Raw genomic sequence first — 13,582 nt, 5'->3', positions numbered from 1 at the left:
GCAAAGATTTAAGATGGATTTTTATGTCAAAATGAAAGAAAAGAGGTAAGATGAAATTATCTTACCTCACATTATAAAGAAGAGAAAAGAAGACTATTGTGCTGCGTAGGCTTCGTTTTTGTGGTAGCCTTTAAATTCACCTAATTCAATTTTACTGAGAATTTGCCATCGACCGGGTTTGTTAATTTCAAAAGGTCCAAACGTATAGTTCCCATTCTCGATATGAGAAGGGGTGAGTTGTTTGTTTTCTTTATTGCTATCTGGGCGAGAGAGCATCATCAGTACATTGGCATCATTCACAGGTTGACCGCTTTTGTCAGTCAATCGGATCGTAATACTATTTTGCCCCATTTCAAACTTCTGCGTCGAATAAGCGAGATCAAACTTGGCATTAAACTTCTCTTGAAGCTCTAAAATTGTATTGATCGAATGGTCTACTTTTTGGTATTTTTCCATATAAAAAGTATCCATTTCAACTGGATTATCTACAGCTATCTTAATCGTAAAACCGCAGGCAACCACACAGCCAAGAATCATTCCTACTACCACATATGGGTAGTAACTACGTTCATTTTTTACTTTATCCACGGCTTTTGATCCTTTTATAAATGATGAGTATCACAACAATGACCATAAACCCATAAATCAGAAGTCTGACGATATTAATTGTTGTTCTATTGGCACTTCCAATAGCACTCTCTAACTCTATTTTATGATACGCTGCGATCTCTTCAACGAGTTCAGCATAGCCATTGAGTAATGCAGGTCCAACACTTATCTCGTTTTTCTTAGAGGTCAGCAGTGGAATAATCGTCCCTTTCCAAGGAAGAGGCGAAAGAAGTGCTTCTCTGTCAAACTCTTTTTCCAAACCCTTAGAAGTATAAATATCTACTTTTTGTTCTGCTTGGAAAAGGGTTAAAAGCACGTAAGGAGGGGTTAGATTTTTGGCAAAGTTTTGCTCGTAATCGAGAATGTTTTCATTACCACTTTTTTTAGCAATTAAAATGACTTTAACACCACTTTTAGCAAAGAGTTCACTGCCCATCTCTTCAATCTTTTGAGCTGTTTTCTCTTCTAAAATGTCATCATAAACAACAAAATCTTTGGCAAAAACCGATACCGGAAGTAATGCAATAAAGCAAAGAAGCATAAGCTTCTTTGCTTTTACATGTAATAAGGTCTTCATTAACCGATAAACAAATGGTTTGGGGTCAATACTGCCCATGCTGTAATTGCAGCCATGAGAACCAATCCAAGAGCAATGATTTTATCCATATTTTCAGCCATGTTATACCCCTTATTTCGCTATAGATTTTTGATTCGCATTCGCAGCATCTTTCATTTGAAGTGCTTGCGGATCAGTAATCTTATAAGGTTTATCAGCAACTGCTTGTTGTGCTTTTAAGCCAAAGAATGTTAACGCCCCAAGAATGGAAAGCAATAATACTACTGCAATCAACATTCCAGATATACCATGAAGTCCAAATACGTTTCGATTTGTATTTTCCATTGACCAGTCCTTATTTCGCTAAAGAGCTGACATAAGTGCCAACCGCTGTTTTTTGAACATTGCTTAAGCGTCCATCATTAAACTGTGGCATACTACCAATAGCTCCTTTTTTGCCAGTGCCTAGGACATTGACAATAAATTTAGCATCGCCATAGACACTAAGATCTGGCGCACTTCCGGCCATACCTTTACCATCATCACCATGACACGCTGCACATGTTGCCCATAGCGCTTTGCCACTCTCAACCAATGCAGGATTTTTGGTTTTTTTAACCACAGATACTTCTTGCATCACGTATGCCGCAACGGCTTGTGCGCTTTCAGCATCCAAAAGTCCTGCTGGCATTTCGCCAAGAGGATAATTTGAGCCTTTAGCGCCATTGAGAATCGAAGCGACGATCGCTGCTTCATTACCCCATTTAGCTAAATTAAGTGCTTTTCCATTCATACCATCACCTGTAACACCATGACATGGTGCACATTGTACTAAGAAAACGCCCTCACCCATATTCATAAGTGTAGATTTATCAGGATTTGCAAATTTGCTCTCAAATTTTGCATTGTGGCTTTTTACCTCTTGATTATACTCACCTAGTTGTGAATAACTCGCAAGAGGATAGCCTGCAAGGAAATACCATGCTGCCCATACAATCGTTCCCACAAAAGAGAGTGCCCAACCGATAGGGAGTGCATTTTTATATTCACCAATACCATCCCAATTCTCTTTTGCTAACTCACCACTACCTTTATCGGTTTTCATTTGTTTCAAATACTTACCAATAACAAAAGCACTGAGAATTATAATCGCTGCTGCACCAAGCAATGATAACGCATTTACATTGTCATTCAGCCAATTCATTTATTGCTCCTCTTTATTCTTTCTCTTTGTTGGATGGAGTACGGGTTTCAATCGGAGCATCATCAATTTTATCGTTTAATGCGATATTACTGTACTGCTCATAATTGCGCGTACCTTTTTTTTCAGCCCTGTAAAGGTGATACAGATAACTGTACATCATCACGACCAAAAAAACAGTTGCTACCACATAAGCATAAGCTTGAATCTCTCTAATTGCTTCCATACTCACTGTGAACACCTTACTTTAAGCTATTGAGATAGGCAATAAGTGCCACAATCTCTTTGATCTCACCACGTTTAAATGCCTCTTTTACTTCTTGGCTTTTCATATCTGCAACAATCAGCGCAGCTTCTGCCATGACAGCTTTTTTAGCTTCTTCATGGGTACCAAGTTTAGGCATATCAGGTTGATCGTAAGGCGTATTGAAAACTTTTTTCACGGTCAATGCTTCTGCGTATGCTGTATCAATATCAGCACTATTTTTAAACATATGTTTGTATGCTGGCATGATAGAGCCAGGAACAACACTGATAGGATCAGACATATGATATTCATGCCAGTCGCTTGTTCTGTAGTTTCCAACCCTCATCAAGTCTGGACCTGTTCTTTTAGAACCCCAAAGGAATGGTCTATCGTAAGCATACTCACCACTTAACGAATACATACCGTAACGGTCTGTCTCGGATTTAAATGGGCGAACCAGTTGTGAATGACATGCATTACAACTATCTTTTATATAAACTTGACGGCCTGCTAATTCAAGTACAGTGTAAGGCTTTGTACCTACTACTGGACGTGCTGTCTCCATAAAATCAGGTAAAATTGTTACAACACCAGCATAAGCAATCACCAAAAACACACCTACCGCAAAAAAGAATGGGTTTCTCTCTAACCAATGAAACATAATCCTATCCTCCTTTTACGCTGACATAGGTGAAGCATTTTGAGGCTCAGACTCAATTGCTTTACTTGCAGTCATTGTTTTATACATATTGTAACTAAACATAAAGAAACCGATAAGGTACAATAAACCACCCGTTGCACGAATCGCATAGTAAGGAATAAGTACCGTTACGGTATCGATAAAGGAATAAGCAAGGTTACCAAATTGATCCGTTGCTCTCCACATCATACCTTGAGTAATACCTGCAATCCACATACTTGAGAAATACAAGACGATACCGGTTGTTTGAATCCAGAATTGTGCCTCGATCAATTTTTTACTGTAAATTTCGCGTTTATACATACGTGGTGCCATATGGAACAATGCTGCCATTGTCATAAAGCCTACCCAACCAAGAGTACCATCGTGAACGTGTCCAGGAATCCAGTCTGTAAAGTGCGCAAGTGCATTAACAGATTTGATTGACAAGATTGGACCTTCAAGTGTACTAAACATATAGAATGTTGAAGCAAAAATCATCAATTTGACCAATGGATTCTCTTTAAGCTGACCCCATTGTCCTTTCATTGTAAGGAGAATGTTAATTGCACTACCCCAAGAAGGAAGAATTAAAATAATTGAGAAGATTGAGCCCATTGTTTGAACCCAGTCAGGAACAGTAGAGTAAATAAGGTGGTGTCCACCTGCCCAAAGGTAAACGAACATCAAACCCCAGAAAGAGAGAAGTGAAAGTTTATAAGAGAAAACGGGTTGACCAGATTCTTTTGGTAAGAAGTAGTAAATCATCGCAATAATAGGCACTGTAAAAATAAATGCTACTGCATTGTGACCATACCACCATTGAACCATTGCATCATTACTACCAGCATACATTGAAACAGAGTGATACCATTTTCCTGTACCTGCAACAAAGTAGGTTGGAACTTCCATATTGTTGAAAAGATAAAGCATTGCAACACCCAAGAAAGTTGCGATAAAGTACCACATAGAGATATAAAGTGTTTTTTCACGTCTGATACCTACCAAACCGAAAATACTCAATCCCCAAAGTACCCATACAACAACAACAAGAATGTCCAAAGGCCACTCTAATTCTGCATACTCTTTTGAAGTAGAGATACCCATAAAAAGAGTGACAACTGCTATAACCATCAAAATCATATAAAGCCAAAAGTGAAGCTTTCCAATAATCATTAAAAATGGTGATTCTGCCATCGAAACCTTGAGTACTCTTTGCCCAATATAGTACCATGCTGCAAAGATTCCGCTTAGTAAGAATCCAAAAATTACGCCGGAAGTGTGTAATGGTCTTAAACGACTGTAAGTACCATATTCACCTGCCAAGTAATTCAACTCAGGGAAAGCCATTTGATAAGCGATAACAACGCCTATTAACATACCAACGATACCAAAAAGGATCGCTGAGTAGGTAAAACATTTGGCTACTGAATAGTCATAGTTCAATGCATCTCTAGCCTGCATCAATTCCTCCTACTTGTGTTTTTATGTCACAAAAATATCACATAATGTAAGAATTATAGTGCAGCAAATCTACAACGAAGCTTAAGAAGATTAAATTTGTGTTAAATGAAAAAATTTAAGAAAAAATTAAAAATTGGAGTTACAAGAACGATGGAATTATCGTTCTTGCGTATTGATTTTGTAGCCAAGACCGGGGATGTTCTTGATAAATTCTTTATCTGTTTTTTCACGTACTCGCTTTATAAAGGTACGTATGGCTGAATCTGTTACTTTTTTGTTTGTCCAAACATACTTTTTTATCTCTTCATGCAACACAAAGACACCTAAATTTTTTACCAAGATTGAGATAAAAAGTAACTCTTTTTTGGTTAAAAAAATTGTTGTACCCTCTTTGACCAAAACTCTTCTACTTTTATCAAATTGATAGCCGTATCCTAGTTCGACAATATCACTTTGATCCAGCATCTCTTTAGAGACTAATTTAAGTGTTTTAAGAAGTTCATCAGGATCAATCGGTTTGATCAGGTATTTATCAATACCTACATCAATGGCTTCTAACAACCTCTCTTTTTCACTAAATGCACTTAATATAATAATGGGAGTCTGTTTTGAAATATGTTTGATCTCTTTTGACATCATTAAACCGTCCATTACAGGCATCATAATATCTGTTATAACAATATCAGGTTTATACTTTTTAAACTTTTTTAATCCATCATCGCCGTCGCGTGCAACAATAAATTTTGCAAATTCATCTCCAATTGCACTTTCTAAAGCGCCTCTTAGATCTTCCTCATCCTCGACAAACAAAACCGTCAATTTTGACAATCCATTCATTGCTCTTCCTTTTTGCTCAATTCTGCTGGCATAGTGATGGTAAAACAAACACCATCATTGCAGTTTTCTGCAACGATAGACCCCTTCATGCTATTGTTGATAATCATCTTGCTCATATAAAGCCCTAAACCCGTCCCTGCACTTGCATGCTTTGTTGTAAAGTAAGGCTCAAAAATCTTATCTAAAATAACTTCATCAATTCCACCAGCATTATCACAGACTTTAATTATAGCATCTCCTCGTTCAGATGTGTCAATTTCAATATAAATTAATCTATTTTTTAGTTTGTTGTGGCAAAATGCATCAATCGTATTATTCATTAGATTGATAAGGACTTGTGAAAATTCATTGAAATAGCCTCTAATATGCGCATCTGTTTTAACATCAAGACGTATTGCGACCTCATTTTTCTCTAACGTGCCACGCATAATGTCTATCGCCTCTTGTGCAACAAGGCTTAACGCAAAATCTTCACTTTGGCGATCCGGACTAAAGAAGTTACGAAAATCTTCAATGGTTTCTGACATTTTGGAGATAATTTTTTTTGCATGCGAATAACTGTCTTCAAAATCTATATCTTTGCCATCATTTTGACGCTTGTACAGTTTATTCATTTTATAAAGTGTGATATTAAGCTCTGAGAGGGGTTGTCTCCACTGATGGGCAATATTGGCAATCATCTCTCCCATAGAAGCAAGACGTGACTGCTGAAACAAAAACCGATCTTTTTCACGATTTTTTTCGACTTCTTCTTGTACACGCTCTTCCAATGTCTGATTGAGTTTCATCAAAGCTTTTGTTTGCTCTTTGACTCTTTGTTCTAGCGTTTTATTCAGCTCTTCTAGCTCTTCATCTTTAGCCATAAGCGCTTCATTAAGCCGTACACTTTCCGTCACATCATAACGAATCGCAATAAACTCTTCAATATCGCCATTTTCATTAAGTATAGGAAAGACCGTTGTGTTAACATAAAACGTACTACCATCTTTTGCAAGATTTTTAACAGTCGATTTATAGGTTTTTTTCTGAAGGATCGTTTGCCAAAGTTGTTTAAAGGTTGAGGCTGGCACATCTGGATGCCTGACAATATTATGATTTTTCCCTACCAATTCTTCTTTGGTATAACCAGAAATTTTGCAAAATTCATCATTAACAAACGTGATAATGCCAAAAATATCGGTTTTTGAGATGATATTACTACTCTCAATAGCACTCTGATATTGCTCTAACTTCATATAATTGCCGCACTGTAACCAAGATACGCCATGTAAATGCCATATCCTACGATAATGAATGAAGCAATCTTGATCATCACCTCACGGAAGCCACTCCCTTTGAGGAAACCAACCACAAAACCAAGTCCAAGCATTGCAGGCATAGTTGCAAGGCCAAACATCACCATCGTCAGGCCACCCTTAAGCAAAGAACCTGATGTTGCGGCTGCCGCTAAAAAGAAATAGACTAAACCACACGGTAAAAAGCCATTTAAAAGACCCAGTCCGTAAAAACTCGCCATTGTTTTGGAGTGAATAAGCTGCGAAAACACTTTTTTAATGAAAGGGTTAAAGGCAATGGTTGCCTCGAGTGAAGTTAAGAATTTAATTTTTCCCATCATAGAAAAACCCATAAGTACCATAAGAATGCCAATGATAAAATAAAAATAACCATTGATTTGGGAAGAAAACGTAAAGACACTACCAAGTGTCCCAAAAAGCATACCTAAAAATGTGTAAGAGCTAATTCTCCCTAAATTATAGGTCAGATGAGCGAAAAATTGTCTTGATGGAGAAGCGGAAGTGTCAATTTTAGCGCTACTGTACGCCATGACAAATCCTCCGCACATACCGATACAATGCCCTAAACTTCCTAAGAACGCAACACTGATGATTGCTGTAATGTCGATGGCGTTAATGGCATTGCTCCGTTAGTTAAAGTCTGTTGGCAAACTCTTGAAAAATATATTTGCTCTCATGTGGACCTGGGCTTGCTTCTGGGTGGTGTTGAACAGAGAAGATCGGCGCATCATTGTACTCTAAGCCTTCGATGGTATTGTCAAACAAGTTGATATGCGTCACTTTGGCGATACTGCACACAGACTCAGGAACATTATAGTTATGATTTTGTGCTGTAATTTCAACAACATTTGTTTTCGTATTTTTGACAGGATGGTTACCACCATGTTGTCCAAATTTAAGCTTATACGTTGGATGTCCATGAGCAATAGAAAGTAATTGATGCCCTAAACAGATAGCAAACATAGGCACTTTTGCTTCAATCAATTTGGTAATTTGAGCTGCCTCTTTTTTAAGGATCAAAGGATCTCCTGGACCATTGGATAAAAAGAGTCCGCTAATTTCACCGCTTTTATAACGTTTCATAATATCATCAGCACTAAAATCGTGAGGAATTACCTCAACTTCAAGACCTGTTGCACACAATTCATTAAGAATATTGCGCTTAATACCAAAATCAACCGCAAGAATTTTTTTGCCAAGGCTATTTGTTGCTTTTTCATATGACTGTGTATCAGCATTCCACACACTGCTTACATGTAAATAAGATTTGGTTGTTCCAACTTTTTCAATATAGTTCACGTCTTCGATGCGAGGGCTAGCAGTAAGCATAGCTTTAAGCTTTGCAGGATCACTAATTTCAGTAGAAGCGATCATCATTTTAGGACCAGAATCTCGAATCATTTTTGTTAAATAGCGTGTATCAATATCGCAGATGCCCATACTCTCATGTTTTTGTAAAAACGTTGGTAAGCATTCAGTTGATCTAAAATTAGAAGGCATTTCGTTCAAACTTCGTACAAACATACCACTTGCATGAACGGTTTTACTCTCCATATCATCATCATTGCATCCTACAATACCAATTTCTGGCATCGTAAAGACAATGAATTGTCCTGCATAACTTGGATCACTCATAATCTCTTGATAACCGCTCATAGAGGTATTAAAAACGATCTCTCCTGTTTTTGAACCTTCAAAGCCAAAACTTTTTGCTTCTAAGAAAACGCCATTTTCAAGATAAATCCATACAGGTTTTAACATCATACTAACATCCCTCTTCTTCTTAACTCTTCTTCATAGAGCTTTTCAAAAATTAAATCATACTCTTCTGAGCCTGGAACTAATTTGCGTTTATAATTTGAGATCTTGTCCGCTACATCATTTTCAATCTCTTGAAAATGTGCAATATACGTCTCAATCGCTGTATAAACAACATTTTTAACACGATTTTCCGTAACATTGTACTCTATGAGTCCCGTTTTCCAACAAATCTCTAAAATTTTGTGGGCAATGTCGTTGTATCTATCTTCGTATGACAAAATGACACCAAACTCATGTGCGAGCTTTTTCTTGATGAGCCAGAACATGTTTCTGCGGTCAACCCTTTGAAACTCCATCTCATCTTCATTTTGATCCAATATCTCTGTCACACGCTCTTCGAGCGCAGTCTCTTGTTTTATATCGGCAACAATCAAATCCTCTGCGACTTTTACAATAGGCTCTAAGCCCTTAAGCATGGTAACAAATCCACAATTTAAAATATCGATCGCTATCTTATTGGCAATATAAGGGGCATGAGGTAATCTGATTTTCATCCATAAACCTTACTTCTGAATTTTCACACATTTTAGCCAAAGTAAGGTAAATATCTGTTTAGAGCAAGGGAATGAGAAGGTTTGTCACTATTTTGTTTGGTTGTTCTCAACAAAAGGAGGGCCTTTTTTGAGTTGTTGCATAATTTCAGAAGCAATTTGAGGATTCATTTTTGCCATAATTTGTGAGACTTTTTTTGAAGGTAAGCCAAACATCATAGCAGCTCCCTCATGCACAGGAAGTTTTTCAATAATTGCTGCTGCTGCTGCGTCTTTCATCTTAATATAGGTTTCGTCTAACTTGTCACTTTTCTTTGCTTGAACCTGATCTAAAAGCTTTTTATTTTCTTCAAGCATCAAAGTGATCTGTTTCTCTTTTGCTTCAATCTCCGCTTTGGTTTTAGCAATACCATTTTCTTTCTCTTTGAGCGCACTCTTTTGCTTTTCAAAGAGGGCATTGGTAGCGGCTTTGAGTGCTTCAAACGATTGACGGGCTTCATCAATTTTTTCAACTTCGCGTAAAAGCTCGCCTCTACGCTCTTCAAAGACTTTTGTACAATCAATGGTATCTGCACACAATAACGTACCTACTACTAAGATCCAAAGACGTTTCATACCTTTTACCTTTTTTGACTTAGTTGACCTGCAAACAACATCGTTGATATTTCATCCAAATAGAGTTGCTCTTCGCGTTTGATCTTATCCATCATAGCTTGGAGTTCTTGCTCTTCAAGGTATTTGATTTTTTCGTATTCAACATGCGCTTTTTGGTATTCACCTTGAAGTTGTTTCGTAGTGCGTTGCACCACAAAAAGCTCTTGCTCACATCGCTTTTTTTCACGATTTAAAATGCTTTTTTGCTCACCCACAATAAGAAGAGCGGAAACCAATCCCTCTTTCGGCATCTGCACAGCAGCAATTTCCTCGTATAACGTTGTAATCTTATGGTTAAGCATACGTTCTTTATTTTGACTTTTCATCAGTTCTCGCTCAATCGCATCACGCTTTTGTTTACGAATTTTAGCAATCTTGGAGAACTGACTTTTCATACGCTGACACCTTTACATGTAAAGATTAAACATTGTGTTTGGATGCGTAAGAAGAGCGTTTTAACCTCTTCTTACAATATAATCGTATCGTTTCTATCAGGGCTAGTTGATACCAGTCCTATTTTTGTTCCTGTTAAAACTTCAAGACGTTTGAGATATGCTTTTGCTTGTGCGGGGAGATCTTCAAATTTACGACAGCCCACAACACTTTCCCAACCTGGAAGTTCTTCATAAATAGGAGTTATATTTTCTAAATCTTCTGGCAATGTCTCGACGCGCTTGCCATTAATTTCATAAGCAACACACACTTTAATGGTTTCAAATCCATCCAGTACATCAAGTTTCATAATGGAGAGATCATCACAACCATTGATACGACTAGCATATCGACAAGCAACTGCATCAAACCAACCACAACGACGTGCACGGCCTGTTGAAGTGCCGTATTCGTGCCCTTTTTCACGTAGTTGATCACCCTCGATGCCAAAATCTTCTGTCGGGAATGGCCCATTACCCACACGTGTACAGTATGCTTTAACAATACCCGTTACTTTACCGATGTCTTTAGGATTGAGTCCAAGACCAACACAAGCACCCGCACTAATCGTATTTGAACTGGTTACAAACGGGTAGGTTCCATGGTCGATATCGAGCATCGTACCTTGCGCACCTTCTAACAATACTTTTTTGTTTTCATCTAAACATGTCCACACCATATGTGTCGTGTCAGTTAAAAACGGTAAAAGTACTTTTGCATAACCATCTAACTCTTTCTTTAACGTCTCAAAATTAGGAGTGATAATGCCAAGAGCGCTAAAAAGTGCTCTGTTTTCATCGTAAAATTCAACTAACGAAAGTGCGAGTTTATTAGTATCGCGAAGCTCTCCCAAACGGTGTCCACTACGCTCAATTTTACTGCCATAACTTGGTCCAATACCTCGACCTGTTGTACCGATGGCTTTTGCCCCTCGAAGTTTTTCTTTGGCCTGATCAATTAAAATATGATGATTAAGAATCATGTGCGCTTTATCGCTCACAAAAAGACGTCCCTCTAATTTATCAAACTGTGCCATCTCTTTAATCAATGCCTCAGGAGAAACAACAACACCATTGCCAATGACATTCAGTGCTTTTGGGTTTAAAATACCAGAAGGAATTAAGTGAAGTGCATAGCGTACACCGTCAACCCAGATCGTATGACCTGCGTTGTGACCACCTTGATAGCGGCACACGACATCGTAATCTTGCGCTAAAAGATCAACGATCTTTCCTTTTCCCTCATCACCCCATTGAATTCCTACGATCATATCAGCTTTCATTTTAGTGTCCATCTCTTTTAATTAGTATTTCGATCAAATCATCGGTGTAAAGACCAAAACCGCTTGAGCCAATACCCTCACAGTCATAACTTCCACCAACACCCAGCGTAAAATTTTTATGAATAAATCTAAAAAACAGTGCATTATAATAGCGCATTTTCACATAGTAAAGCGGTGAAAAGACGACATTATCGTACGTAATATGCGCCGAGAGCGCTTTTAGCTTTTCAAGTTCCACTTTAAGCACATCAGGAACTTCTTTAATGACCGCTTCAAGCTCCTCTAATGTTTGCAAACACGTAAGCTTTGTAAGCCATGGAATATCCAGTGCCAATAGCTTTTGAAGCTCGCCTTTTTCAAAGATTTTGAGATCTAAGTTCAACATCTCTGATAAGATTTTCGGGATGTTAATATTGCTTACATGTAAAAGTGGTTTGAGTGAAAATTTCTCAAATATGGACAAACTGGTCGCAATACTCAAGCTCAAATTCTCTTCGCCAATAAGCTCTGCCCCAATTTGATGCACCTCATGGCTTGGATAGCGAAAAACGGGTTGGATGTAAAACCATTTAGAATGATTCGTACTTCTCCCAACACGCTTGGTGCTTAAACGCACCACGTCCATCGTACTATCCGCTCTTAGAGAGACAATATGATTTTGCTCATCTGAAAAACGCAACAACTCTTTTTCATCAATGCTTTTATGCTGATGATAGGAGAAAAAAGGTGTCACAATCTCTTCAAAACCTGCATCGTAAAAGAGTTCACTTGCCACATTTTCAAGCTGACGCTTTAACTTGGCACTCTCTCCAAAATAAAGCTTACTCCCTGTGGGTATCTCGTGCTCATAAATCATTATTAACCTTGGTAAAATTCTTGGGTAAAGACCCTATTGGCAGTACCGTCATAAGCACGTTTGCCTAGTTCCGCAAGCGCCAGCTCTACGGCATTAAGCGTCCACGCCGTCTCATACACATTCACAAGTCCCATGTGGTTGATTCTAAAGAGTGTATCTTTAATGTGATCTTGTCCACCTGCGATGTTAACGCCGTATTTTGTTTTTAAAATTTTGCGGATTTTGCTCGCATCATCATCCAGCACAGCACTCATCGCTTTCGCTGGTACTTTTGGATAAATGTGAAATCCTAAAGCTTGCAAAGCTTTATTGGTAGCAAACGCTCTTTTTGCCGTATCAGCATAGAGCTTATCAAGTCCGCCCTCAGCATCAATGAGTTCACACATAGCAACAAGTCCAATAACAAGTGTTGTTGCAGCCGTCCATGCGGTGGTGTTTTTGCGTTGATTTTTAAGTTCTGTTTTGAGATTAAAATAATAACCAACACCTCTATTTTCGATGATCTCTAACGCTTGAGCATTAAGGCCAATAAACGCAAGTCCTGGAGGAAGCATCAACGCTTTTTGGCTACCAGAAATCAATGCATCAATATGCGTGGTATCAATCTTCTCGACACCAATAGCGGTGATACCATCAGCAACTATCATCACGTTACTTCTAATCTTTTTAACTTTTTGAGCAATTTCCTCGACAGGATGACGAAGTCCTCCAGCGCTTTCACACACTTGAAGAAAAATAGCATCAATACTCTCATCGTTTTTGATAAGCTCAACGATAGTGTTAACATCAACAGGTGTATTCCACTCATTTTTAATTTCTACAAAATCTTTCCCATATGCTTCACAAATTTTGCCAAATCTCTCGCCAAATTTACCAGAATTAACCACTAATGCTTTAGAATGGCAAAGGTTCAGCACACATGCTTCCATTGCGCCCGTACCACTGCTTGCGAGCATTAACACTTCTTCCATATCAAAAAGCTTTTTCAAATAGCCTCTAGCTTGCTCAAAAATAGCCTCAAACTCAGGTGTTCTATGGTGAATGGTTGGTGTACTCATTGCCATACGAACGGCTTCAGGAACGGGAGTTGGTCCTGGTGTTAAAAGTAACATAAGAGATCCTCATCGTGTATAGTTTTGAGAGCGATTGTAACAAAAT

Annotated in this window: 17 protein-coding genes; all 17 read right to left on the bottom strand. The window is 38.2% G+C overall.

Going from position 1 to position 13,582, the window contains the following annotated elements:
- Positions 1 to 93: 93 nt before the first annotated feature.
- A complete protein-coding gene (locus SAR02S_RS10015; protein WP_041959255.1) occupies positions 94 to 588 on the bottom strand; it encodes a FixH family protein in 495 nt (164 codons plus the stop codon).
- A complete protein-coding gene (locus tag SAR02S_RS10010; protein WP_041959253.1) occupies positions 581 to 1,150 on the bottom strand; it encodes a TPM domain-containing protein in 570 nt (189 codons plus the stop codon). The genes SAR02S_RS10015 and SAR02S_RS10010 overlap by 8 nt, the downstream gene beginning before the upstream one ends.
- A 147-nt stretch (positions 1,151 to 1,297) precedes the next feature.
- Positions 1,298 to 1,510 (bottom strand): DUF4006 family protein, encoded by a 213-nt coding sequence (locus SAR02S_RS10005; RefSeq protein WP_041959251.1) that lies wholly within the window; start codon positions 1,508 to 1,510, stop codon positions 1,298 to 1,300.
- Positions 1,511 to 1,520: 10 nt separating this feature from the next.
- Positions 1,521 to 2,369, bottom strand: a complete 849-nt coding sequence (locus tag SAR02S_RS10000; RefSeq protein ID WP_041959249.1) for a c-type cytochrome — start codon at positions 2,367 to 2,369, stop codon at positions 1,521 to 1,523.
- Positions 2,370 to 2,382: 13 nt separating this feature from the next.
- Positions 2,383 to 2,592 carry a cytochrome c oxidase, cbb3-type, CcoQ subunit gene (locus SAR02S_RS09995; protein ID WP_439645583.1) on the bottom strand — a complete coding sequence of 70 codons (210 nt, stop codon included), beginning with the start codon at positions 2,590 to 2,592 and terminating at the stop codon, positions 2,383 to 2,385.
- A gap of 16 nt (positions 2,593 to 2,608) precedes the next feature.
- Positions 2,609 to 3,274, bottom strand: coding sequence for a cytochrome-c oxidase, cbb3-type subunit II (gene ccoO / locus SAR02S_RS09990; RefSeq protein ID WP_041959246.1), 666 nt, complete (start codon positions 3,272 to 3,274; stop codon positions 2,609 to 2,611).
- Between the two features lie 15 nt (positions 3,275 to 3,289).
- Positions 3,290 to 4,756, bottom strand: coding sequence for a cytochrome-c oxidase, cbb3-type subunit I (ccoN, locus tag SAR02S_RS09985; RefSeq protein WP_041959244.1), 1,467 nt, complete (start codon positions 4,754 to 4,756; stop codon positions 3,290 to 3,292).
- A 156-nt stretch (positions 4,757 to 4,912) separates the two neighbouring features.
- Entirely contained in the window at positions 4,913 to 5,593 is a 681-nt protein-coding gene (locus SAR02S_RS09980; RefSeq protein ID WP_041959242.1) for a response regulator transcription factor, read from the bottom strand.
- Complete coding sequence (locus tag SAR02S_RS09975; protein ID WP_041959240.1) at positions 5,590 to 6,828, bottom strand: PAS domain-containing sensor histidine kinase; 1,239 nt, start codon at positions 6,826 to 6,828, stop codon at positions 5,590 to 5,592. The genes SAR02S_RS09980 and SAR02S_RS09975 overlap by 4 nt, the downstream gene beginning before the upstream one ends.
- Positions 6,825 to 7,478: a sulfite exporter TauE/SafE family protein gene (locus SAR02S_RS09970; RefSeq protein ID WP_369385030.1), complete on the bottom strand. Its 654-nt coding sequence runs from the start codon at positions 7,476 to 7,478 to the stop codon at positions 6,825 to 6,827. The genes SAR02S_RS09975 and SAR02S_RS09970 overlap by 4 nt, the downstream gene beginning before the upstream one ends.
- Positions 7,479 to 7,521: 43 nt before the next feature.
- Positions 7,522 to 8,652 (bottom strand): glutamine-hydrolyzing carbamoyl-phosphate synthase small subunit, encoded by a 1,131-nt coding sequence (gene carA, locus SAR02S_RS09965; protein ID WP_041959236.1) that lies wholly within the window; start codon positions 8,650 to 8,652, stop codon positions 7,522 to 7,524.
- Complete coding sequence (locus SAR02S_RS09960) at positions 8,649 to 9,203, bottom strand: DUF507 family protein (protein WP_041959234.1); 555 nt, start codon at positions 9,201 to 9,203, stop codon at positions 8,649 to 8,651. Before SAR02S_RS09960 ends, carA begins: the two co-directional genes overlap by 4 nt.
- 87 nt (positions 9,204 to 9,290) lie before the next feature.
- Positions 9,291 to 9,815, bottom strand: coding sequence for a MotE family protein (locus SAR02S_RS09955; RefSeq protein WP_041959232.1), 525 nt, complete (start codon positions 9,813 to 9,815; stop codon positions 9,291 to 9,293).
- A gap of 5 nt (positions 9,816 to 9,820) precedes the next feature.
- Positions 9,821 to 10,249, bottom strand: coding sequence for a flagellar export protein FliJ (locus SAR02S_RS09950; protein ID WP_041959230.1), 429 nt, complete (start codon positions 10,247 to 10,249; stop codon positions 9,821 to 9,823).
- Between the two features lie 71 nt (positions 10,250 to 10,320).
- Complete coding sequence (locus SAR02S_RS09945; protein WP_041959228.1) at positions 10,321 to 11,568, bottom strand: adenylosuccinate synthase; 1,248 nt, start codon at positions 11,566 to 11,568, stop codon at positions 10,321 to 10,323.
- Between the two features lies 1 nt (position 11,569).
- A complete protein-coding gene (locus SAR02S_RS09940; protein ID WP_041959226.1) occupies positions 11,570 to 12,424 on the bottom strand; it encodes an ATP phosphoribosyltransferase regulatory subunit in 855 nt (284 codons plus the stop codon).
- Positions 12,425 to 12,426: 2 nt separating this feature from the next.
- Positions 12,427 to 13,536, bottom strand: coding sequence for a pyridoxal-phosphate-dependent aminotransferase family protein (locus tag SAR02S_RS09935; protein WP_041959224.1), 1,110 nt, complete (start codon positions 13,534 to 13,536; stop codon positions 12,427 to 12,429).
- Positions 13,537 to 13,582: the final 46 nt, after the last annotated feature.

Origin of the sequence: Sulfurospirillum arsenophilum NBRC 109478, assembly GCF_000813345.1 — a bacterium.
GTDB classification, from domain to species: Bacteria; Campylobacterota; Campylobacteria; order Campylobacterales; family Sulfurospirillaceae; genus Sulfurospirillum; species Sulfurospirillum arsenophilum.
The sequence above is the reverse complement of the archived record's forward strand: the minus strand, read 5'-3'. Positions and strand labels throughout refer to the sequence as shown.